This window comes from Streptomyces sp. NPDC058195 (assembly GCF_042883525.1).
Classification (GTDB): Bacteria; Actinomycetota; Actinomycetes; order Streptomycetales; family Streptomycetaceae; genus Streptomyces.
The window spans coordinates 104164-125371 of sequence record NZ_JBHVVM010000012.1 but is presented as its reverse complement, the minus strand read 5'-3'; the positions used below and the strand labels follow the sequence as shown (position 1 = coordinate 125371).

The following is a 21208-nucleotide window of genomic DNA, read 5'->3' as shown; positions in this document are numbered from 1 at the left end:
ACAGCAGGCCCTCACCGAGGAAATCGCAGGTCATCGGGGTGGTGATCAGCCAGAGCCGACGAACAGCACCAGCAGCAGCCAGACCACCGGCGCCGTTGGCAGCAGCGAGTCGAGCCGGTCCATGATGCCGCCGTGACCCGGCAGCAGCGTGCCCATGTCCTTGATCCCGAGATCCCGCTTGATCATCGACTCGCCCAGGTCACCCAGGGTGGCGCTGGCCGCGACCGCGAGCCCGAGCAGGATCCCCTGCCACCAGGAGCCGCCGTCGATCAGGAACTGCATGCACAGGGCACCGGCGACCATCGCGAAGGCGACGGCTCCGAACAGACCCTCCCGGGTCTTTCCGGGGCTGATGCGCGGCGCGAGCTTGTGCTTCCCGAACCGCCAGCCGACGGCGTACGCGCCCGTGTCGCTGACCACGGTCAGCAGCAGGAAGGTGAGCACCCGCTGCGGGCCGTCGTCGGCGGTCAGGAGCATGGCGACGAAGGTGGCGAGGAACGGCACGTAGAAGACGGCGAACACACCGGCCGTGACGTCCCTGAGGTAGTCCGCGGGCGGCTGGGCCATCCGCCAGACGAGCACCGCCAGCGCGGTCAGTGCCGTCGCCACCCAGGCGCCTTCGGCGCCCCGTGCGTAACCGGCCACCACCATCGCCGCGCCGCCCACGGCGAGCGGGATCAGCGGCGCCCTGATGCCCTTGCGCTCCTGGAGCCGGGAGGTGAGCTCCCACAGGCCCACCACGACGGCGAGGACGACAACGGCGACGAAGACGGCCTTCACGATGAAGAGCGAGGCGACGATGACGGCGCCGAGCCCCACACCGACCCCTATGGCTGCTCGCAGGTCACGGCCCGCACGTTTCTTCTGCGGGGGCGGCGGCGCGGTGGACATGGGCTCCTGCGGGATCTCGTCACGGAACAGGGGACCGCCGCTCAGGCGTCCGGCCCCCTGGTCCCGGTCATCACGGTCGTCAGCGTCTCTACCTGCGTCGGGAACGTCCGGCACACGCACATCGTAAGCAGGACCCGCCGGAGCGGCCCGCATCTGGGGCGCGCCCCAGTGACCGGCTCCCTGCGGGGCGCCCCAGGAAGAGTCGTTCATCAGACTTCGAGCAGCTCTGCTTCCTTGTGCTTCAGCAGCTCGTCGACCTGCGCGACGTACTTCGCGGTGGTGTCGTCGAGCTCCTTCTCGGCGCGACGTACCTCGTCCTCGCCCGACTCCTTGTCCTTGACCAGCTTGTCCAGGATCTCCTTGGCCTTGCGGCGCACCGCGCGGATGGAGATCTTGGAGTCCTCGGCCTTGCTCTTGGCGACCTTGATGTAGTCGCGGCGGCGCTCCTCGGTGAGCTCCGGGAAGTTCACCCGGATGATATTGCCGTCATTGCTCGGGTTGACGCCGAGATCCGAGTCACGGATGGCCTGCTCGATGTTGCGCAGCGCGCTCTTGTCGAACGGCGTCACGACAGCCATGCGCGGCTCGGGCACCGAGAACGAGGCCAGCTGGTTGATCGGGGTCAGCGCGCCGTAGTAGTCAGCGACGATCTTGTTGAACATCGCCGGGTGCGCGCGGCCGGTACGGATCGCGGCGAAGTCCTCTTTCGCGACGACGACGGCCTTCTCCATCTTCTCCTCGGCCTCGAGGAGGGTTTCTTCGATCACCACGTGCTCCTGCGTGTCTTGAGTGGGCCCGTCGTGCTCGGGCCCGGCGGGTCCTGCGTCGCGTCCTCACCTGCACGGTGTCCGACCGGCAGGCCGTTGTCCATCCTTCGGGCCGGTCCCGGCGGATCACCGGTCGGCCCGCGCCTCCCCGTCGTACGCCGGGGAGGCGCCCCGGTCATCAGACCCGGGTGCTCCGGTCACTCACGAGCGTGCCGATCTTCTCACCCTTGACCGCTCGGGCGATATTGCCGGTGGCGGTCAGCTCGAAGACGAGGATCGGCAGGTCGTTGTCGCGGCAGAGCGTGATGGCGGTGGCGTCGGCGACCTTGAGATCGCGGGCGAGAACCTCGCTGTACTCGAGCGCGTCGAACTTCACCGCGTCGGGGTTGCTCTTCGGGTCGGAGTCGTAGACCCCGTCCACCCCGTTCTTGCCCATCAGGAGTGCCTCTGCGTCGATCTCCAGGGCGCGCTGGGCGGCAGTGGTGTCGGTGGAGAAGTACGGCATGCCCATGCCCGCGCCAAAGATGACAACGCGCCCCTTCTCCAGGTGGCGCACAGCGCGCAGCGGGATGTACGGCTCCGCGACCTGCCCCATGGTGATGGCGGTCTGGACGCGGGAGTCGATGCCCTCCTTCTCCAGGAAGTCCTGGAGGGCCAGGCAGTTCATGACCGTGCCGAGCATGCCCATGTAGTCGGAGCGGGCCCGGTCCATGCCGCGCTGCTGGAGCTCGGCACCGCGGAAGAAGTTGCCGCCGCCGATGACGACCGCGATTTCCGCGCCGTCACGGACGACCGCCGCGATTTCCCGGGCGATGGCGTGTACGACGTCGGGGTCGACGCCGAGACCTCCGCCGCCGGCGAACGCCTCTCCGGACAGCTTCAGCATGAAGCGTCCGCCCGCCTTGCCGTCCTCGCGCTTGTGGTCACCTGTGGCGGCGTCCGCGCCCTTGTTCATGGAGATTCTCCTCGTGCACATACGAAGAAGGCCATTGCCGGTGGGTCTGGTGTCCCTCAGCGGCAATGGCCTCCTCGTCAGATCTGCGGTCGTACGGCGTGAGTGCGGCCGACGACTGCACTAGACCCTATCGCGGGGTCCACCGTTGTTCGCGGACGGACTCAGATGCCGACCTTGATACGCGTGAAGCGCTTCAGGGTGACACCGGCCTCGTCCAGGACCTTCTGAACGGACTTCTTGTTGTCCAGCGCGTACGGCTGGCCGAGGAGGGTGGCCTCCTTGAAGAAGCCGTTGACGCGACCCTCGACGATCTTCGGGAGGGCGGCCTCGGGCTTGCCCTCGGCGCGCGTGGTCTCCTCGGCGACGCGGCGCTCGGCCTCGACGACCTCGGCCGGGACGTCCTCGCGGGACAGGTACTTCGGAGCGAACGCGGCGATGTGCTGCGCGATGCCCTTGGCCAGCTCGGCGTCGGCCTTGTCCAGCTCGACCAGAACACCGATCTGCGGCGGCAGGTCGGGCATGGTGCGGTGCATGTACGCGGAGACGTACGAGCCGGTGAACTGCGCGAAGCGGTCCAGGACGATCTTCTCGCCGAGGTTGGCGTTGGCCTCGTCGACGTACGCCTGGACGGTCTTGCCAGCCTCGATCTCGGAGGCGAGCAGCGCCTCAAGGTCGGCCGGGGAGTTGGCGGCGACGTGCGCGGCGAGGGTGTTCGCGACGCTCTGGAACTTCTCGCCCTTGGCGACGAAGTCCGTCTCGCACTTCAGCTCCAGCAGAACACCGGACGTCTGGTCCTCGGAGATGAGGGAGACGACGGCACCGTTCTCGGCAGAGCGGCCCTCGCGCTTGGCGACGCCCTTCTGACCCTTGATACGGAGCGCCTCGACGGCCTTGTCGACATTGCCTTCGGCCTCGTCGAGCGCCTTCTTGCAGTCCATCATGCCGGCGCCGGTCAGCTCGCGGAGCTTCTTGACGTCAGCGGCGGTGTAGTTCGCCATGAGTCTGTGTTTCTCTCTCGAAGTCTGAAAGATCTACGGGTGGACGGCGGGGGCGGTGCTTGTGGCACCTGCCCCCGCCGTCGTCAGCCGTGACGGGTGTCAGGCCTGCTCGGCGTCCGCGGCCGGAGCCTCGGTCTTCTCAGCCTCGGCGTCCGCGGCCGGGGCCTCGGCCTCGGCCTCGGTCTTCTCAGCCTCGGCGGCCTTCTCGGTCTCGGCGGAGGACTGCACCTCGGCGTCGGCCTTCTTGTCGCCCTCAAGCAGGTCGCGCTCCCACTCGGCGAGCGGCTCGCCAGCGGCCTTCTCGCCCGGCTTCGAGTCACCGGTGGCGGCACCGGAACGGGCGATGAGGCCCTCGGCGACGGCGTCGGCGATCACGCGGGTGAGCAGGGTGACGGAGCGGATCGCGTCGTCGTTGCCCGGAATCTTGTAGTCGACCTCGTCGGGGTCGCAGTTGGTGTCGAGGATCGCGACGACCGGGATGTGGAGCTTGCGCGCCTCACCGACGGCGATGTGCTCCTTCTTGGTGTCGACGATCCAGACGGCGCTCGGCACCTTCTGCATCTCGCGGATACCACCGAGGGTCTTCTCCAGCTTGGCCTTCTCGCGGGAGAGAACCAGGAGCTCCTTCTTGGTGAGGCCGGAGGCGGCCACGTCCTCGAAGTCGATGAGCTCAAGCTCCTTCAGACGCTGAAGGCGCTTGTAGACGGTGGAGAAGTTGGTGAGCATGCCGCCGAGCCAGCGCTGGTTGACGTACGGCATGCCAACGCGGGTCGCCTGCTCGGCGATGGCCTCCTGGGCCTGCTTCTTGGTACCCACGAACATGATGGAGCCGCCGTGAGCGACGGTCTCCTTGACGAACTCGTAGGCGCGGTCGATGTACGACAGCGACTGGAGCAGGTCGATGATGTAGATGCCGTTGCGCTCGGTGAAGATGAAGCGCTTCATCTTCGGGTTCCAGCGACGGGTCTGGTGACCGAAGTGGACGCCGCTTTCCAGCAGCTCCCGCATCGTGACGACGGCCATGGCCGTACTCCTTGAGGTGCTCGGTTGTCGCGACCGCAGGATTGCTGTCGCGCCTGACGCCCCGACGCGCCGTGCCACGAGGGACCGAGGAGCGCGGCCACCGTCCGCTAAGAGGGAGGTGGAGGGGCGTGCGAAGTCGACCCGGTGGCCCGGGTCGCCGTATGAAGTGTACGGGACGGCCTGGGTGCCGGGTGACGGCGCTGTCCACAATGGGTCCGTCGTCCACAGACCCGGCCCTTGATCCCCGCGGACCGGCGGGTTGCGGGACGGTTCTGCCATGCGCTGCGCGAATGATCCGAACGCCCTGCCCCCACCGGCCACCGCTCCGGTCACCGCACCGGCCGCCGCTCCGGTCACCGCCCGTTTCCGGGCCTCACTCCGCCGGTCCCTGCCACACCGGCCAGGCACCCGGCGAGCCCGCGTACGCGGGCTCGTGGCCACGGCGGCGGGACTGCTCGCGGTGGCGGGAGGCGCGTCGGCCGCCCCGGCCGGTGCGCCGGAGCGCGCGTCCGATTCCCTACGTTCCCCGGCTCCGCCACCCACGCCCGCATCCGCGCCCGCACCTGGGCCTGGGGAGCCGTCGGCGCCTCCGCCGGGGCCGGTGCCTGACGGCGGGCGAAGCTGGCCGCTGGCCGGGCGGCCCGTGATCGTACGGGGCTGGGAACCCCCGGCCGGCCCCTACGCACGCGGCCATCGCGGTGTCGACCTCGGCGCCCGGCCGGATACGCGGGTGCTCGCCGCCGCACCGGGGCAGGTGTCGTTCGCGGGGCGCGTGGCGGGGCGCGGGGTGCTGGTGATCGAGGTGGCCGGCAGCGGCGGCCCACCACTGCGGACCACGTACGAGCCGGTGCGCGCCTTGGTCCCCGAGAGGGGCGCGGTGACGGCCGGGCAGGTGGTGGCCACGCTGGAGGAAGGACCGTTCCACTGCGTCCCGGGATGTCTGCACTGGGGGCTGCGGCGTGGTGACACCTACCTGGACCCGCTGTCTCTGCTGCCGCCGGAGCTGCTGCGAAGAGGCCCGTCCCGGCTGCTCCCGGTGTTCGGCGTACCCGAATCCGGGCGGTAGGGCGAGCGGGCCGGGGACGGACTCGCCGCCCCCGGCGTCCGGCGCGCGGCGCCCCGCTCGCGGCGCCGCGTCAGCTCTGCGCGCCCCGCACGCCGTGGAGGATCATCGCGACGGCGGTGTCCGCGATCACGGGCGGTTCCTCGGCCGCGGCCAGTTCGATACGCCGCACCGCGGCGTCCACCGAGCCCTGGAGCAGCATCGCCGCCAGCCTCGGCTGGCTGTGCCCGAGGTCGCCGAGCGCCTCGACGATCATGGCGATCAGCCCGCCGTGCGCGGCCCTGATCTTCTCCCGGGCCCCGGCGTCCAGCTCGCTCGCGGAGATGGCGACGACCGCCCGGTGGCGGCGGTCGCCGACCAGGTCGAGCTGTCGGCGGACATATGCCTCGATCTTGCCCTCGGGCGTCGCGGCCCGCTCCATCGCCTGTTCGACCTCAGCCGCCCAGACCGGGAAGTCGACGGCGCAGAGCTCTTCGACGACGGCCGCGCGGGAGCGGAAGTACTCGTACACCGAGGACCGGGCGAGGCCCGTGCGCTCGGCGAGGGCGGGGAAGGTCAACGCCTCCGTACCGCCCTCGGACAGCAGGGTGCGTGCGGCGTCCAGGAGGGCGCCGCGCTGCATGGTCCGGTGCTCGGCCACCGAGGCCGCTCGAATCCTGGGCACGTGTCCACTCTACGGCGAGGGTGTTCGAGAGGGGGCGTACGGTCCTGGCGCATGGCCGAAGCGGCCGCCTCGACGAGGGGCGGCTCAGCGCCCGGCGTCGGCCAGTTTCGCGCGCAGTTGCAGCACCGATTTGGTGTGGATCTGGCTGACCCTGCTCTCGGTGACCCCGAGGACGTTGCCGATCTCGGCGAGCGTGAGGCCCTCGTAGTAGTAGAGCGTCACCACCGTCTTCTCGCGCTCCGGGAGCGTGTTGATGGCCCGTGCGAGCAGCCGTCTGAGCTCGCGGTCCTCGGCTACCTCCACCGGATCGTCGGCGGTGGTGTCCTCCAGCGTGTCCATGAGACTGAGCCGGTCGCCACCCTCGCCGCCGACGTGCAGCAACTCCTCCAGCGCGACCACATTGGCCAGTGACAACTGGCTGAAAACCGCGTGCAGTTCCTCCAGGGCGATACCCATCTCGGCAGCGACCTCCACCTCGGAGGGGGTACGCCGCAGCTGTGCTTCCAGGGTGGCGTACGCGCGTTCCACCGCCCGCGCCTTCTGCCGCACCGAGCGCGGAATCCAGTCCAGCGCCCGCAGCTCGTCGATCATCGCGCCACGGATTCGGGTGATGGCGTAGGTCTCGAACTTGATCGCACGCTCGATGTCGAACTTCTCGATCGCGTCGATCAGCCCGAAGACCCCCGAGGAGACGAAGTCCGCCTGCTCGACATTGGACGGCAGGCCCACACTCACCCGGCCCGCGACGTACTTCACCAGCGGCGAGTAGTGCAGGATCAGCTGCTCCCGCAGCCGCTCGTCGCCGGTGGACTTGTACGAACGCCACAGCTCGTCGAGCGAGGAAGGCGCAGGGGGGCGCACAGTGCCACGCGCAGCCGGTGGTACTGCCGCGCGGTCAGACCCGGAGGTGTGCTGGGGCATGTGGTGCCTTGAGCCGTTCTGCTGTGAGTGCTGGGACGTATGTCTGAGTCGGGGCCCTTGTGAGCGTAGCGTGACCGTGAGGTAGCGGTCCGCGCAGGATAAGGGATCGACGCTGTGCGAATCCGGCCGATCCGACATGAACGAGGCCCGGGGCCGTCGCCACGCGCGTCGGCCCCGGAGGCGTCACCGAGGGATCCGGCAAGGCCATCGGCATCACCTTTTCACCCGAATGCCCCAGGTCAAGTACCGCCTCGCCGCACGTCGTCACGGCGCGTCGGCCACGGCGTCAACCGCCACCCCTCGCCCTCCCGTTCGACGAACCCCAGTGAGTGCAGTTCATACAGCCTGCCGAGCGCCTCGTCAGCGCTGGTCCCGGCGGAACGCGCCACGTCGCGTCCGCTGACGGCCCCCTGCCCCGGCAATGCCTCCAGGACTCTGGCGGAGAGCGGATCCAGCGCGTCCCGGGGGTGCACGGGGCCGTGTCTGACCGGGGCGAGTTCGCCCATGTCCCCGACCAGTTCGACGACTTCCGAGGCATCGGTCACCAGGATGCCCTCGCCTCTCAGCAGTTCATGGACCCCTGCCGACAGACCGCTGGTGGCGGGGCCTGGCACCCCCATCGACAGGCGGCCGAGCCGCTGTGCGCAGCGGGCGGTGACCAGCGAGCCACTGCGGTACTCCGCCTCGACGACGACTGTGCCGCGCGTCAACGCGGCGATGACCCGGTTGCGCTGGATGAACCTGCCGCGGGTGGGATGATCGGACGGGGGCAACTCACCGATGACGAGCCCCTGTTCCGCGATACGCCCGATCAGCTCGGCGTGTCCCCTGGGATAGGGGACGTCCACCCCGCAGGCGAGGACGGCCATCGTCGCCCCGCCCACGGCGAGCGCGCCACGGTGGGCCGCCCCGTCGACCCCGAACGCGGCTCCCGAGACGACCACCCATCCCAGCTCCGCGAGTCCCGCCCCGAGACTGCCCGCCATGTGCGACCCGTACGGTGTGCAGGCCCGTGCGCCGACCACCGCCACCGAGCGCAGCGCCCAGAGCCGCAGGTCACAGGCGCCTCGCACCCACAGTCCGGTCGGCCGGGCGTACCCGAGGTCGTCCAGTTGGCTGGGCCACTCCCGGTCCCCGGGGCAGACGAAGCGACCGCCGAGCGCGGCGATCGCCGCGAGGTCCCGCTCCGGCTCGGCCTTCTCCGCACGCAGCCGGTAGCCGGCGAGCCGCTTCGGGGTCATGCCGCACAGCCGTTCCGCCGCGCCGTCATCCGTGACGATGCGCCGCACCAGCTCCACGGCACCGCATGCGCGCAGCCAGCGGCCACCGCGTTCGTCCCCCGGCTCGATGATGCGGGTCAGGGCCGCCCGGGCCAGTCTTTCCGCGCCGCTCACCGCCGCCCCCGGTGCTGGCCCGGCCGCCGCCCCCGGTTCCTGCCCCGTGCTCCGGCCGCCCTCCGTGGGCGGTTCCACGCCTGCCCGGTTCACGACGCCCCGACGTGGATCGGCGCTCCCCGTGGAATCCCGGTGCGCAGTTCCAGTGCCACCGCGACGTCGGACGCCTCGGGACGCTCGGCCCCGCGCAGGTCGGCGACCGTCCACGCCACCCTGAGCACCCGGTCCAGGCCCCGTGCGGTGAGCATGCCCCGGGCCAGGTCCCGCTCCGCTTCGAGGAGCGCGCCCGGGACCGCGGCCAAGCCGGTCCGCAGCTCATGGCCCGGCACCTCGCTGTTGGTCGACCGGCCGGTGCCCGCCAGCCGTTTCGCGGCCCGCGCTCTGGCCTCCCGGACCCTGGCCGCGACCAGGGCCGTCGGCTCCCCTCTGCCGCCCTGCCCCAGCAGATCCTCGCGCCGGACCGGGTCGACGGTGACCCGCAGGTCCACCCGGTCCAGCAGCGGCCCGGAGAGCCTGGCCTGATAGCGCCTGACCGTGGCGGGCGGGCATTCACAGCCGCCCCCGTCGAGGCGGTGCCGTCCGCACGGGCACGGGTTGGCGGCCAGCACCATCAGGAACCTCGCGGGCAGCCGCACCACCCCGGCACTGCGCGCCACCACCACATGGCCCGACTCCAGCGGCTGGCGCAGCGCGTCCAGCGCCCGTACCGAGAACTCGGGGGCTTCGTCCAGGAAGAGGATTCCCCGGTGAGCCAGCGAGACCGCGCCGGGCTTCGGCAGTCCGTTGCCCCCGCCGACCAGCGACTGCATGGTCGCCGAGTGATGGGGTGCGCAGTAGGGCGGCCGGACGACCAGGGGCTCACCCGGCGGAAGGATGCCCGCCACCGAGTGAACCGCGGTCACCTCCAGGGACTCCCGCTTGGTCAGCGGGGGCAGGATCGCCGGCAAGCGCTCGGCCAGCATGGTCTTGCCCGCGCCCGGTGGCCCCGAGAGCAGCAGATGATGGCCTCCGGCCGCGGCGACCTCAAGGGCCTTGCGGGCCAGCGGCTGTCCCGCCACGTCCGCGAGATCCGGCGGAGTCCCGTCGCCATGTCCACCGCCGTGGGCGAGCCCGGTGCCGACGCCCTCGCCCGGCACCATCAGCCCGGCCAGCATGGTGTCGGGCCGCCCTTCCTCGCGCGGCTCCCGTTCGTCGGGGACCGGCTCCTCGCAGAGCACCGCGATCAGCTGCCGCAGACTCCGTACCCCGAGGACGGAGATCCCGGGGACCAGCGCGGCCTCCCCCGCCGTCTGCTCGGGCACGACGACCTGCCGGTATCCGGACTCCGCCGCGGCCAGCACGGCCGGGAGCACACCGCGCACCGGCCTGACCCGGCCGTCGAGGCCCAGCTCACCGATCATCACCACATCGGCGATGGACGCGGGGTCGATCCGCTCGGCCGCCCCCAGCACCGCGCAGGCAACGGCGAGGTCGAAGCCCGAACCGCTCTTGGGGACGGAGGCGGGCGACAGGCCCACCGTGAGCTTCTTCTGCGGCCACTCGGCCCCCGAGTTCACCACTGCGGCCCTGACCCGGTCCCGGCTCTCCACCAGGCTCTTGTCCGGCAGTCCCACCAGGGTGAACGCCGCCACTCCGGCCTCCAGGTCCGCCTGGACCTCCACCACCACGCCCTCGACGCCGACGAGCGCCACCGAACAGGCCCGTGCGAACCCCATCTCAGGCCACCCCCCGGGCATGCTCCGCCACGGGCGCCCCGCGCCTGGGCAGCACCACGCCGACCAGGTCGATCCGGACCCCGCCCGGTGGTGAGCCGCCGTGCCGGTCCAGCCAGATACCGGCCAGCCTCCGCAGCCGCTCCGCCTTCACCGGCGTGACGGCCGCCATCGGATGCTCGAACGCGCCCGTCCTGCGGGTCTTCACCTCGCAGAGCACGAGCGCGTCGCCGTCCATCGCGACGATGTCGATCTCACCGGCGCGACAGCGCCAGTTCCGTTCCAGTACGGACATGCCGGCCTCGGTCAGCAGCCGTGCCGCCAGATCCTCGCCGTACCGCCCGAGTGCCCCCCGTGCGTTCATTCCGGCACCACCTCCGGGACCGACTCTGACGCCTTCGGGCCCGGCTTGTGGATCTTGGTGGACAACTCCGGGACTGTGGATATCCCGGCCACCCGGACGAGGGAATCAATCCCTCTTCGGGGTGGGCTCAGCCACCCGGAAGCTCAAGATCGCTCTTGTTGAGCTCCTCGATGTTGACGTCCTTGAACGTCAGCACGCGTACCTGCTTGACGAACCGTGCGGGCCGGTACATGTCCCAGACCCAGGCATCCGCCATCGACACCTCGAAGAACACCTCGCCCTGAACCGAGTGCACCTGCATCTCGTAGTCGTTGGTGAGGTAGAAGCGCCGCTCGGTCTCGATCACGTATTTGAACAGACCGACGACGTCGCGGTACTCCCGGTAGAGCTTCAGCTCCATCTCGGTCTCGTACTTTTCGAGGTCCTCGGCACTCATTGGCATGTTCCCCTTCAGCCGTGCGTCCCCCCATTGTGCGCCAGGCCCCGGGCCCCCAGGACGCTTAGGCGATTTCGGGGTCGAGAACCAGTGGTGTACGCGGAGGACCCTCGTCGAGCAGCGTGCGCAGCAGCCCGGCGAGCCTGGTCGGGTACACCGTCTCACGCGCCGCCGACAGTTCGGCGGAGGTCCACCATCTCAGCCCATCGACGCTGCGCCGCTCCAGACCGGTCTGCCCGCTGGTGTCGGTTTCGGTCCGTGCCGTACGCGCCAGGAAGTACCACTCGTCCTGCTCCCAGCGGCGGCCGTCGAACGGGAAGGAGCACATGCGCCGCCAGAGCACCGGCCCCAGATCGGCTCCGGTGATTCCGGTCTCCTCGGCGAGCTCGCGCAGCGCGGCCTGCTCCCTGGTCTCGTCGCCCTCCAGACCGCCGCCGGGGGTGAACCACCAGCTGCGCCGCGGGTCACCCGGCTCGAAGCCGTGCAGCAGGAGGATCCGGTCCTCGGGGTCCAGGAGCACCACGCGGGAGACCTTGCGCCGTTCAACGCGCACCGGCGGGCTGCCTCTCCCGTTCGTCGCGCGACGAGCGCGTGAGGAGCGTCTCGACCGGCCCGTAGGCGGCGCCGCCCACGATCAGCACCATGCCCACGATCACGGCCCAGAGCTGCGACCGGAGCGGACCGGGCGAGGAGATTCCGCCGGGAAGGCCGGCGAAGGCCTCGGGGCGTTCCACCATGCCGTTCATCGGCCAGGCGATGGCGTCCACCCGGGCCTGTACCGCGTCACGGGGGACCGAGCCCTTTCCCGCGTCCTCCAGGTGGACCCGGGAGTCCAGCGAGGCGGTGCGGTCGTCGCCCAGCAGGAAGAGCTGGCCCTCGGGCACCTGGGCCGTGAAGTCCTCGGCCGAGGCCCGGTCCTTGTTCTGCAGATACGGTTCGTCCAGGGGCTTGCCGTTGACCGTGAGCCGGCCGTCCTTGCCGCAGCAGGCGATCTTGTCGCCGCCGATCCCGACGACCCGCTTCACCATCGGCATGTCGCCCCACGCCGGATCGGTGAAGACCACCACGTCGCCGCGGCGCACCGCTGCGCCGTCGATCCGCTCCGCGAGCACGCGGTCGCCGGAGTGCACCGTGGGGGTCATCGACTGGGTCGGTACCGTGTACGGCTTGTACACGACGGCCCCCCAGGCGAACCCGCCCAGGAAGAGCACACAGCCGACGGCCACCGCCAGCCCCGACAGCACGCTGCCGAGCCGGCTCCGGCCGCCGCCCGTAGGTCCTCTGCCGCTCATCCCAGCCTCCCCGCCTCAAGGATCGGCGATCGGCGATCGCTGATCCCGAGTCGGCACCCTACCCGGCGGTACGTCCGCCGGTCAGCCTCCTGCGGCGCCACAGCACCAGCGGCAGGGCCCCGGCCAGGCCGAGCGCGCCCGGAGCGGCGGCCGCCGCGGCGCTGAGCCCCGGCTGGTCGAAGGTGTCCGGGACCGGCAGCGTCGACCAGCGGTTGATCGGCCAGGCCACGACGACGGCCCGCCCCACGACCTCGTCGACGGGCACGAAGCCCTTGGTCTTGTCGTCGATGTGGTAGCGCGAGTCCCAGGAGTTCTGCCGGTGGTCACCCATGACCCAGATCTTGCCGTCGGGCACCGTGAACGGCCCGAAGGGCTTGTCGTCGCAGGCGGAGTTGCCCGGGAAGATGTACGGCTCGTCGAGCGCCTTCCCGTTGACCTTGACCGGGCCGCCCTTCGCGCACTGCACGGTGTCGCCGCCGACCGCGATGACCCGCTTGATCAGGTCCTTCTCCTTGGACGAGGGCATCAGGCCGATGAAGCTCAGTACGTCCTGCACCACGTTCGAATCGGGGGTGGGCTCGCCCGCCAGCCAGTTGTCCGGGTCGTGGAAGACGACGACCTCGCCGCGCTCGGGCTCCGAACCGAACCACGGCGTCAGCTTGTCCACCAGCACCCGGTCACCCCGCTGAAGGGTGTTCTGCATCGAATCCGAGGGAATCGAGAACGCCTGCACCAGAAACGTCTTGATCAACAGCGCCAGGACCAACGCGACGACGACGAGCAGCGGCAGCTCCTTCCAGAACGGCCGCTGCGGCTTCGTCCGCGCGCGGTCCGCGTCTCCCTCCCCGGACCCGTCTCCCTCTCCGGACCCGTCCCCCTCCCCGGCCCCGTTCCCCGCGCCATTGCCGTCCGCGGCCCGCTCGGGCACGGACGCGTCCGGATCCTCCGGCCGCTCCGTCGGGCCGGGCCTCTCCGCGGGCTCTCCATGTCCAGGTCGTGCACCGGCAGCCACGTCACTCACATCCAGTCCTCACTCTGCGCCCCGCCTGCTCCGGGGCCCTGTCCGTCCAGGCCCACTGCCCCGAACAACGAACGGGAGTTCCGCAGTGCTGCTGCGTTCCCGGCCGCCCTGCCGTGGGCGGGGCACCGGACGTCCGGGCACCCACCACCGACAACCGCCCTCCGGTTGTTCGGCGTACTCGCCGAACAACCAGAGGGCGGTTCATCCGTATCACCCGGTGCCCTGTTCGGGGCACCGGTGTCCTTCATATCGCGGACTCGGGCAGCGGCACAGCCCCGCCGGTCCGCGAACGCGGCACGGTGCGACGGATCACCACTCGCCGCGACGGAATCACAGCGTGCTGTCAGTCGTCCCCGCGCGCCGGGCGGCCAGGGTGACGCGCCTGCGGCGCCACAGCACCAGCGGCAGGGCACCGGCGAGACCCAGCGCGGCCGGGGCCGCGCCCATCGCGGCGTTCAGGCCCGGCTGGTCGAACGTCTTCGGGATGGGCAGCGTCGACCAGCGGTCGATCGGCCACGCGACGACGAAGGCCCGGCCGACGACCTCGTCGTTGGAGACCGTGCCGCCGCCCGGCAGTTCCTGGTGGTAGCGGGAGTCACGGGAGTCCTGGCGGTGGTCGCCCATCACCCAGATCCGGCCCTCGGGCACCTTGATCGGGCCGAACGGATCGTCGTTGCAGGGAGTGTTCCCGGGGAAGATGAACGACTTCTCGTCCAGCGCCCTGCCATTGACCACGACGGGGCCGTTCGCCTTGCACTCCACCGTGTCGCCGCCGATCGCGATGACCCGCTTGATCAGGTCCTTCTCCTCGGCGGACGGCATCAGGCCGATGAAGCTGAGCACCTTCTGGATCGCGTTCGGGTGGACCTCGGGGGTGTCGTCGAGCCAGCCGCCCGGGTCGTGGAAGACGACGACCTCGCCGCGCTCGGGCTCCGAACCGAACCACGGCGTCAGCTTGTCCACCAGCACCCGGTCACCCCGCTGAAGGGTGTTCTGCATCGAATCCGAGGGAATCGAGAACGCCTGCACCAGAAACGTCTTGATCAACAGCGCCAGGACGAGCGCGATGACGATGAGCAGCGGCAGCTCCTTCCAGAAGGAACGCGGCTTCTTCACCGACCCGCCACCGCCGTCCGGAGTCTCGCCGTCATGTCCCGCGTGATCCGCCGCCCCGGCGGACTCGGCGTTGCCCGAACGGTTCGGCCGGTCCTCGGGTTCTTCGTGTCCGGATCGTGCGCCGACGGCCAAATCCCCCACATCCACTCCTTACTCCGTGTCACCGCCTGCGCCCTAGCCGGTGCAGGCCCACCACTCCCATAACGAGCGGGAGTTCCGCAGGGGTCGGGAGAGGGGCCAATCCGTTGAGATCGTGGGACGCCACACTATGCGACGGATCCGGCGCGGCAGTGGTCCCGGCGCGCGCGTCCGGGACCTGCGCGAAGGTCTCCGGTTCATCCAGTTCTCGCCAGTGGCCGATCGGCCAGGCGATCACCGCGGCACGCCCCACGACCTGCTCCTCGGAGACCGTGCCGTGTCCTGGATCGTCCAGGTGGTAGCGGGAGTCGGCCGAATCCGAGCGGTGGTCGCCCATCACGAAGATCCGGCCCTCCGGAACCTTTACCTCGAATTTGATGAGGGAGGGCGGATTCCCCGGATAGAGGTAGGGCTCGTCGAGCGGTACGCCGTTGACGGTGATCCGGCCGTCCTTGCCGCAGCACTTCACCGTGTCGCCACCGACCCCGACGACCCGCTTGATCAGGTCCTGCTCGTCGTCCGAAGGCAGCAGTCCGATGAAGGTCATGACCTCCTTGACCTGCTTCACGACGACCGGCGATTCCTTCTTGGTGCCGTTCTCCCGCTTCAGCCAGGCCCCCGGATCACGGAAGACGACGACATCGCCGCGCTCGGGCCTGGAGCCGAACCAGGGCGTCAGCTTGTCCACCAGCACCCGGTCGCCGATCTGGATGGTCTGCTCCATCGATCCCGAGGGGATCACGAAGGCCTGCACCAGAAACGTCTTGAGTCCGAGCGCGATCAGCAACGCCACCAGGATGAGCAGCGGGATCTCCCGCGCGGCGGAGCCCCTGCGCCGCCACTTGACCCGGCGCGCCAGCTTCCGCCGTTCCGCCCGGGTGCGCGACGCACGCGCGGCCGGGGGCCCGTCGTCCTGCGGGCCGGCCCCTCCGCGACCGCGGCCGCGGTTACCCACGGCCCCCGCCCGGCAGCGAGCCCAGCCGGCTGGGAGGCCAGCCGATCCAGTCCACCCTGCCGATCACCATGTCGACCGGGACCATGCCCCCGCCGGGCTCCCCGAGGTGGTCGCGCGAGTCGCGGGAATTGCTGCGGTGGTCGCCCATCATCCACAGGGTGCCGTCGGGCACGACGATGTCGAAGCGGGACCGGGAGGCCATGTCCCCCGGGTACAGATAGTCCTCGATGACCGGGCGGCCGTTCACCTCGATCCGGCCCTTCGTGTCGCAGCAGACCACCCGGTCACCGCCCACGCCCACCACCCGCTTCACGTAGTCGGTCTCGTCGGGCTCGGCCAGCCCCAGGGAGGCCGCCGCCGAGTGCGCCAGGGCGGCGAGCGGGTTCTCCTCCGGGGGCTCCTGCACGAACGATCCGGTGCCGTCGAAGACCACCACGTCACCGCGGTGCGGTCCGGTGCCGGAACGGTACGCCAGTTTGTTCACCAGCACCCGGTCCCCCACCTTCAGCGTCGGCTCCATCGAACCGCTGGGGATCAGGTAGGGCTGCACCACGTAATTGCTCAGGAGCAGTACGAAGACCGCGCAGACGGCTCCGAGGAGGGCGGTCCGCCGCCAGGTCATCGGACCGGCCTGCCGGTCCGGAATACGCAAGGAGCGCGACCTCTTCTCCGGCACCGCTGCGGGTGCGGAGGAGGGGTCGCGCTCCGAGAGCTCAGCTTCCGTGTCCATCGGGGCCAGAGCCTATCCGGCCAGTCCGTGGACCTGGGAGGCAGCTCAGTTGTCGCGCTTCTCCTTGATCTTCGCGGCCTTGCCGCGCAGCTCACGGAGGTAGTACAGCTTGGCGCGACGGACGTCACCGCGGGTGACGAGCTCGATCTTCTCGAAGATCGGGCTGTGCACCGGGAAGGTGCGCTCGACGCCGACGCTGAAGGAGACCTTGCGGACCGTGAAGGTCTCGCTGATGCCCGCGCCCTGGCGGCGGATGACGACGCCCTTGAACTGCTGGATACGGGAGCGGTTGCCCTCGATCACGCGGACGTGAACGTTGACGGTGTCACCGGGGCGGAACGACGGGACGTCGCTGCGCAGCGATGCGGCGTTGACGTCGTCGAGCAGGGAAGCCATATTGTCTGCTTTCTTCGCCGATGCCACAGGTCATCGACGGGAACTAGGAAGGAACGGAGGTGCTGATCGCGTCGGACGGACGTCAGGCCCCTCCCCGCTCGCGCGGGGACGGCCGGGGTTCCCCCTGTGGCAGGGGCGCACGCCGGACGTACAGCAGCGGCCTATTCTTCCACGGCCTCGGGCCTGCGCCAAAATCGGCCGCCCGGCTCGGGCGACCAGCCGAGGATGGAGAGCATCTCGCGGTCCTTCTTGTCGAAGGCCGCGGCGTCGCAGCGCTCGATGAGGTCGGGCCGGTTGAGGGCGGTCCGGCGGAAGGCCTCGTCGCGCCGCCAGCGGGCGATCTTCCCGTGGTGGCCGCTGAGCAGTACCTCGGGGATGGACCGGCCGCGCCACTGGGGCGGCTTGGTGTAGACGGGGCCCTCCAGCAGGTTGGCCATCGCGCCGGGGGCGAAGGAGTCGTCCCGGTGCGATTCGGCGTTGCCGAGCACTCCGGGCAGCAGCCGGGCCACCGCCTCGGTGATGACCAGGACCGCGGCTTCCCCTCCGGCCAGCACGTAGTCGCCGATGGACACCTCGACGACCGGCATCCGGGTGGCGTACTCCTCCGTCACCCGCCGGTCGATGCCCTCGTAGCGGGCCGGGGTGAAGATCAGCCACGGCCGCGCGGAGAGCTCGACGGCGAGTTCCTGGGTGAAGGGGCGGCCGCTGGGCGTGGGCACCACCAGCACCGGGGAGTGCGCCCCGGCCTCGTAACCGCCCGCCAATGCGTCGTCCAGGGCCTCGCCCCAGGGCTCGGTCTTCATGACCATGCCGGGGCCGCCGCCGTACGGGGTGTCGTCGACGGTGTTGTGCCGGTCGTGCGTCCAGGCGCGCAGGTCGTGCACATGGACGTCGAGGCGGCCGCTCGCGCGGGCCTTGCCGACCAGCGAGACGTTCAGCGGCTCCAGGTACTCCGGGAAGATCGTGACGACGTCGAGACGCATCAGCGGTCCTCCCCTTCCGCGGGGGCCGCCTCGCCGTCCGCGTCGTTGCCCGCCTCGTCCCGGGCGGAGGCGATCACGGCCTGGCCCTCGTCGATCAGACCCGGCGGCGGATCGATCACCGCGCGCTGCTCGTCCAGGTCGATCTCGGTGACGATCTCCTCGACGAACGGGATCATCACCTCGCTGCCGTCCGGACGCTCGACGATGAAGAGGTCCTGCGACGGCAGGTGCGTGATCTCGGTGATCCGGCCGATCTCGGTGCCGTCGGCAAGAACCACGTCGAGGTCCATCAGCTGATGGTCGTAGAACTCCTCGGGGTCCTCGGGCAGCTCCGCCGGATCGACCTCGGCGATCAGCAGCGTGTTGCGCAGGCCCTCGGCAGCCGTACGGTCGCGCACGCCCTCGAAGCGCAGCAGCAGTCTCCCGCTGTGCACCCGGCCCGTCTCGATCGTCAGCGGTCCGGCGCCCGCCGGTTCGGTGGCGAGCACGGCCCCGGGCCCGAGCCGCAGCTCCGGCTCGTCCGTACGGACCTCGACGGTGACCTCGCCCTTGATGCCGTGGGCACGGCCGATCCGCGCGACTACCAACTGCACCTTGTGTCTCTCCTGTCGTACGACGACGGGCCGGGGCGGGCCCAAGGCCCTCCCCGGCCCGTGCCGGTGTTCAACTCTGTCAGCGCACCTGGTCCACGTCGACGAGGTCGACGCGGATGCCACGGCCGCCGATGGCGCCCACGACGGTACGCAGCGCGCGAGCGGTGCGGCCATTACGGCCGATCACCTTGCCGAGGTCGTCGGGGTGAACCCGGACCTCCAGCACGCGACCACGGCGCAGGTTGCGCGAGGCGACCTGCACATCGTCAGGGTTGTCGACGATGCCCTTCACGAGGTGCTCGAGAGCCTCCTCGAGCATGCTCAGGCCTCGGTCGACTCGGCCGACGCAGCCGCGTCAGCAGCCTCGTCCGCCTTCTTGTCGGACTTCTTCGCCTTCTGCGTGATGGCCTCGCCCTTGGCCTCTTCGCCGTCGCCCAGGCTCTCGAAGAGGGCCCGCTTGTCGGCCTTCGGCGCGGGCTGCAGCAGCGGCGCGGGGGCCGGGAGACCCTTGTGGGCCTGCCAGTCACCGGTGAGCTTCAGGATCGCGAGAACCGGCTCGGTCGGCTGGGCGCCGACGGACAGCCAGTACTGCGCACGCTCCGAGTTGACCTCGATGCGCGAGGGGTTCTGCACCGGGTGGTACAGACCGATCTCCTCGATGGCCCGGCCGTCACGGCGGGTACGGGAGTCGGCGACGACGATGCGGTAGTGAGGCGAACGGATCTTGCCCAGACGCTTCAGCTTGATCTTGACTGCCACGGAAGTGGTGTCTCCTGGTCTATGACGTGGTTGGGCACAACGAAGATGCCACGTGGGGTTGCGGTACTCGGGTGCCCGATGGACGCGTCAGCCGGAGGAGAGAGGGGTCCTATGCGACTGTCGAGTACAGCTAGACATTGTGCCACACCGCATCGGGTCACCCCACCGCGACCGCGGCTTCCGGGATACGGAAGGGCTTTCCGCAGCCTCCGCAGACGATCGGCGCCTGCGCGAGGACCGACGGGACGACCCGCACGTTGCGGCCGCAGTCGCACACGGCCTTGACCCGGACACCCCCGCCGGAGGAGCCGTGCCGGGCGGCCGGCCCCCGGAAGGAACGCTTGGTGTCGGCGGCGGTGGCGACCGTGTGCGCCTTGAGGGCGCGCTGCAGCCGCTCGATCGTCGGGCGGTACCGGCGCTTGGCCTCGGGGTTCAGGGTGACCAGCGAGAAGCCGCTGCTGGGGTGGGGCTCCTCGGCGTGGTCGAGGCCCAGCTCCCCGGCGATCGCGAGGAATCTGCGGTTGTGGTAGCGGCCTGCGCGCGAGGTGTCGCGGACGCCTCGCGCGGCGGCGATGCCGTGGACTGCCTCGTGCAGCAGTCGTTCGAAGGAGAGTTCGGCGCCACAGGCGGACGAGGACTCTCCGATCAGGGACTCGGGCGCGGCCAGATCCGGCAGCTCGGGGTGGTACCGCTGAATATCGGCCCACGCCTGTGCCAGCTCTGCGGCAAGTACAGGTGGTGTCGTGCTCACGTCGTGACCAACGAGCACGAGTGCCCCGGTGTTCCGATTCCGGGCCATCCCAAATAATTTGCACGTACCAGTCAGTTGCCCTGTGATGCGTCCCGACGCGGGCGGGTCCGCAGAACTGCGGAGAAGCCGCGCAGCTCGCATCAAGGTGGTACGTAGCGGCGCGTACGCCGGGCGCGCGGGCGAGGGCCCGGCTCCGGGGCCGGGCGGCCCGTCGTGGCGGGCCGGGCAGCGGTGGGCGCGTGGCACCGGGGGCGACCATACCGCGCGTGCGGTACGGACCCGGCACCGGCCCGCGCCGCGAACCGCCGGATGCGACGCGGGCGTTCGACGTGCCCGGCCAGGCGTGTCGGGTCAGACTGGGGCGAGGCACGCGGTGGGCGCCGCGGACGGGGCGGACGCGCGGGCCCGGGAGCACGTACTCGGGGAGTACCGATCGGTCACGGCCGGAGATCCGGCGGATTGGGGCGCTTTCCATGACACGTACGCTCGTCCGGCACCACAGCCGTACGGAGACACCCGCACGACGGCCCAGGCCCCTCGGCCGCACCCGTGGCCAGGACCGGCGCCAGGCACGCGAACCGGACCAGGAACAGCGACAGGCCCAGGACCGGGAACCGTTCGAGGGCCGGGACGGAATCCAGGAGCGGATGCTCACCCCGCTGTACGAAGCGGTCTACGAACGGCTCGACGTGGGGTCCGGCACCCGGCTGCTCTCCCTCGGCCACGCGGCGGGCCCGGCGCTGACGCTCGCGGCCGCGCGGGGGGGCGCGGGTCACCGGCGTGGACGGCGGTCCGGAGCGGCTGGCGCTCGCACGGCCGCCGGACGGGGTGCCTTACGACCTGATCACCGCCTTCGCCCCGGTCGGCGGCGCGTCCGGCGACGGCGCGGAGCTGGCGGCCTCGGTGCGGTCGGCGGTACGGCTGGCCTCACGCGGCGGCACGGTGGTGCTCACCGGCTGGGGGCCGCCGGAGCGGTGCGCGGCGGCCCCCGTGCTGCGGGTGGCGGGGCGGCTCTCCGGCCGGGACGACCTGGAGGAGCTGGCCGTGCGGGCGGGGCTGAACCCGAACGGCTCGGGCCGGGTGTCCTGCCCGTTCGCGTACCCGGATCTGGGGAGCGCGGTGCGGGCACTGACCTGCACCGGGCTCCTCGACGCGGCGGTACGGGCGACGGGCCGGGCCCGGGTGGAGCGGGAGGCCGCGCGGGCACTGCGGCCGCACCGGCGCCGGGACGGCACGGTGTGGATGCCGAACGTCTTCCGCTACCTCGTGTGCGCCGTCTGAGCGCC

General features: G+C 70.7%; 23 protein-coding genes and 2 pseudogenes. 2 read left to right on the top strand and 23 right to left on the bottom strand.

Annotated features, from left to right (window positions below; all coding sequences use genetic code 11):
- Positions 1-45: 45 nt before the first annotated feature.
- The 5 genes from ACFVWY_RS17385 to rpsB form a co-directional block, all read right to left on the bottom strand.
- The gene (locus ACFVWY_RS17385) at positions 46-1101 is read right to left on the bottom strand and encodes a phosphatidate cytidylyltransferase (RefSeq protein WP_389872708.1); all 1056 of its coding nucleotides are present in this window, start codon (positions 1099-1101) and stop codon (positions 46-48) included.
- Positions 1101-1658, bottom strand: coding sequence for a ribosome recycling factor (gene frr, locus ACFVWY_RS17380; RefSeq protein WP_389872706.1), 558 nt, complete (start codon positions 1656-1658; stop codon positions 1101-1103). The genes ACFVWY_RS17385 and frr overlap by 1 nt, the downstream gene beginning before the upstream one ends.
- A 178-nt stretch (positions 1659-1836) precedes the next feature.
- Complete coding sequence (gene pyrH / locus ACFVWY_RS17375; protein ID WP_389872704.1) at positions 1837-2613, bottom strand: UMP kinase; 777 nt, start codon at positions 2611-2613, stop codon at positions 1837-1839.
- Positions 2614-2774: 161 nt separating this feature from the next.
- Positions 2775-3611, bottom strand: coding sequence for a translation elongation factor Ts (gene tsf, locus ACFVWY_RS17370; protein ID WP_389872702.1), 837 nt, complete (start codon positions 3609-3611; stop codon positions 2775-2777).
- A 99-nt stretch (positions 3612-3710) separates the two neighbouring features.
- Positions 3711-4634: a 30S ribosomal protein S2 gene (gene rpsB, locus ACFVWY_RS17365; RefSeq protein WP_389872699.1), complete on the bottom strand. Its 924-nt coding sequence runs from the start codon at positions 4632-4634 to the stop codon at positions 3711-3713.
- A 643-nt stretch (positions 4635-5277) separates the two neighbouring features.
- On the opposite strand from rpsB, the gene ACFVWY_RS17360 reads away from it, so the two are divergent.
- A complete protein-coding gene (locus tag ACFVWY_RS17360; RefSeq protein WP_389872696.1) occupies positions 5278-5700 on the top strand; it encodes a peptidoglycan DD-metalloendopeptidase family protein in 423 nt (140 codons plus the stop codon).
- A gap of 70 nt (positions 5701-5770) precedes the next feature.
- Here ACFVWY_RS17360 and ACFVWY_RS17355 read toward each other — a convergent pair whose 3' ends face one another.
- The 18 genes and pseudogenes from ACFVWY_RS17355 to ACFVWY_RS17270 form a co-directional block, all read right to left on the bottom strand.
- A complete protein-coding gene (locus ACFVWY_RS17355) occupies positions 5771-6337 on the bottom strand; it encodes a TetR/AcrR family transcriptional regulator (protein ID WP_389872905.1) in 567 nt (188 codons plus the stop codon).
- 108 nt (positions 6338-6445) lie between these two features.
- Positions 6446-7282, bottom strand: a complete 837-nt coding sequence (gene whiG, locus ACFVWY_RS17350) for an RNA polymerase sigma factor WhiG (RefSeq protein WP_389872694.1) — start codon at positions 7280-7282, stop codon at positions 6446-6448.
- A gap of 239 nt (positions 7283-7521) precedes the next feature.
- The gene (gene dprA / locus ACFVWY_RS17345; RefSeq protein WP_389872691.1) at positions 7522-8754 is read right to left on the bottom strand and encodes a DNA-processing protein DprA; all 1233 of its coding nucleotides are present in this window, start codon (positions 8752-8754) and stop codon (positions 7522-7524) included.
- Positions 8755-8765: 11 nt separating this feature from the next.
- Positions 8766-10391 (bottom strand): YifB family Mg chelatase-like AAA ATPase, encoded by a 1626-nt coding sequence (locus tag ACFVWY_RS17340; protein ID WP_389872688.1) that lies wholly within the window; start codon positions 10389-10391, stop codon positions 8766-8768.
- 1 nt (position 10392) lies between these two features.
- Positions 10393-10752 carry a YraN family protein gene (locus ACFVWY_RS17335; RefSeq protein WP_389872687.1) on the bottom strand — a complete coding sequence of 120 codons (360 nt, stop codon included), beginning with the start codon at positions 10750-10752 and terminating at the stop codon, positions 10393-10395.
- A gap of 127 nt (positions 10753-10879) precedes the next feature.
- Positions 10880-11188 carry a DUF2469 domain-containing protein gene (locus ACFVWY_RS17330; protein WP_003965949.1) on the bottom strand — a complete coding sequence of 103 codons (309 nt, stop codon included), beginning with the start codon at positions 11186-11188 and terminating at the stop codon, positions 10880-10882.
- Positions 11189-11252: 64 nt separating this feature from the next.
- Complete coding sequence (locus ACFVWY_RS17325; protein WP_389872684.1) at positions 11253-11741, bottom strand: NUDIX hydrolase; 489 nt, start codon at positions 11739-11741, stop codon at positions 11253-11255.
- Positions 11731-12480: a signal peptidase I gene (gene lepB / locus ACFVWY_RS17320; RefSeq protein WP_389872682.1), complete on the bottom strand. Its 750-nt coding sequence runs from the start codon at positions 12478-12480 to the stop codon at positions 11731-11733. Before lepB (ACFVWY_RS17320) ends, ACFVWY_RS17325 begins: the two co-directional genes overlap by 11 nt.
- Before the next feature lie 58 nt (positions 12481-12538).
- Positions 12539-13492, bottom strand: coding sequence for a signal peptidase I (gene lepB, locus ACFVWY_RS17315; RefSeq protein WP_389872903.1), 954 nt, complete (start codon positions 13490-13492; stop codon positions 12539-12541).
- A gap of 339 nt (positions 13493-13831) precedes the next feature.
- Complete coding sequence (lepB, locus tag ACFVWY_RS17310) at positions 13832-14749, bottom strand: signal peptidase I (protein WP_389872901.1); 918 nt, start codon at positions 14747-14749, stop codon at positions 13832-13834.
- Positions 14649-15710: pseudogene (gene lepB, locus ACFVWY_RS17305) on the bottom strand (signal peptidase I). The gene lepB (ACFVWY_RS17310) and the pseudogene lepB (ACFVWY_RS17305) overlap by 101 nt, the downstream one beginning before the upstream one ends.
- Positions 15703-16440 carry a signal peptidase I gene (lepB, locus tag ACFVWY_RS17300; RefSeq protein ID WP_389872679.1) on the bottom strand — a complete coding sequence of 246 codons (738 nt, stop codon included), beginning with the start codon at positions 16438-16440 and terminating at the stop codon, positions 15703-15705. The pseudogene lepB (ACFVWY_RS17305) and the gene lepB (ACFVWY_RS17300) overlap by 8 nt, the downstream one beginning before the upstream one ends.
- Positions 16441-16485: 45 nt before the next feature.
- Positions 16486-16836 (bottom strand): 50S ribosomal protein L19, encoded by a 351-nt coding sequence (gene rplS, locus ACFVWY_RS17295; protein ID WP_389872676.1) that lies wholly within the window; start codon positions 16834-16836, stop codon positions 16486-16488.
- A gap of 161 nt (positions 16837-16997) precedes the next feature.
- Positions 16998-17819, bottom strand: a complete 822-nt coding sequence (trmD, locus tag ACFVWY_RS17290) for a tRNA (guanosine(37)-N1)-methyltransferase TrmD (RefSeq protein WP_389872674.1) — start codon at positions 17817-17819, stop codon at positions 16998-17000.
- Positions 17819-18412, bottom strand: coding sequence for a ribosome maturation factor RimM (gene rimM, locus ACFVWY_RS17285; protein ID WP_389872672.1), 594 nt, complete (start codon positions 18410-18412; stop codon positions 17819-17821). The genes trmD and rimM overlap by 1 nt, the downstream gene beginning before the upstream one ends.
- A 79-nt stretch (positions 18413-18491) precedes the next feature.
- Positions 18492-18731 (bottom strand): RNA-binding protein, encoded by a 240-nt coding sequence (locus tag ACFVWY_RS17280; RefSeq protein WP_005311361.1) that lies wholly within the window; start codon positions 18729-18731, stop codon positions 18492-18494.
- 2 nt (positions 18732-18733) lie between these two features.
- The gene (gene rpsP, locus ACFVWY_RS17275; RefSeq protein WP_389872670.1) at positions 18734-19171 is read right to left on the bottom strand and encodes a 30S ribosomal protein S16; all 438 of its coding nucleotides are present in this window, start codon (positions 19169-19171) and stop codon (positions 18734-18736) included.
- A gap of 157 nt (positions 19172-19328) precedes the next feature.
- Complete coding sequence (locus ACFVWY_RS17270) at positions 19329-19922, bottom strand: hypothetical protein (protein ID WP_376686228.1); 594 nt, start codon at positions 19920-19922, stop codon at positions 19329-19331.
- Positions 19923-20569: 647 nt separating this feature from the next.
- On the opposite strand from ACFVWY_RS17270, the pseudogene ACFVWY_RS17265 reads away from it, so the two are divergent.
- Positions 20570-21203 (top strand): annotated as a pseudogene (locus ACFVWY_RS17265) (class I SAM-dependent methyltransferase).
- Positions 21204-21208: the final 5 nt, after the last annotated feature.

Coding starts and splice junctions, on each gene's coding strand:
- pyrH (WP_389872704.1), bottom strand. CDS start 2,613: ATGAACAAGGGCGCGGACGCCGCCACAGGTGACCACAAGCGCGAGGAC.
- ACFVWY_RS17335 (WP_389872687.1), bottom strand. CDS start 10,752: ATGAACGCACGGGGGGCACTCGGGCGGTACGGCGAGGATCTGGCGGCA.
- ACFVWY_RS17340 (WP_389872688.1), bottom strand. CDS start 10,391: ATGGGGTTCGCACGGGCCTGTTCGGTGGCGCTCGTCGGCGTCGAGGGC.
- lepB (WP_389872679.1), bottom strand. CDS start 16,440: ATGGACACGGAAGCTGAGCTCTCGGAGCGCGACCCCTCCTCCGCACCC.
- lepB (WP_389872682.1), bottom strand. CDS start 12,480: ATGAGCGGCAGAGGACCTACGGGCGGCGGCCGGAGCCGGCTCGGCAGC.
- tsf (WP_389872702.1), bottom strand. CDS start 3,611: ATGGCGAACTACACCGCCGCTGACGTCAAGAAGCTCCGCGAGCTGACC.
- rpsB (WP_389872699.1), bottom strand. CDS start 4,634: ATGGCCGTCGTCACGATGCGGGAGCTGCTGGAAAGCGGCGTCCACTTC.
- trmD (WP_389872674.1), bottom strand. CDS start 17,819: ATGCGTCTCGACGTCGTCACGATCTTCCCGGAGTACCTGGAGCCGCTG.
- ACFVWY_RS17385 (WP_389872708.1), bottom strand. CDS start 1,101: ATGAACGACTCTTCCTGGGGCGCCCCGCAGGGAGCCGGTCACTGGGGC.
- rplS (WP_389872676.1), bottom strand. CDS start 16,836: ATGGCTTCCCTGCTCGACGACGTCAACGCCGCATCGCTGCGCAGCGAC.
- ACFVWY_RS17330 (WP_003965949.1), bottom strand. CDS start 11,188: ATGAGTGCCGAGGACCTCGAAAAGTACGAGACCGAGATGGAGCTGAAG.
- whiG (WP_389872694.1), bottom strand. CDS start 7,282: ATGCCCCAGCACACCTCCGGGTCTGACCGCGCGGCAGTACCACCGGCT.
- ACFVWY_RS17280 (WP_005311361.1), bottom strand. CDS start 18,731: ATGCTCGAGGAGGCTCTCGAGCACCTCGTGAAGGGCATCGTCGACAAC.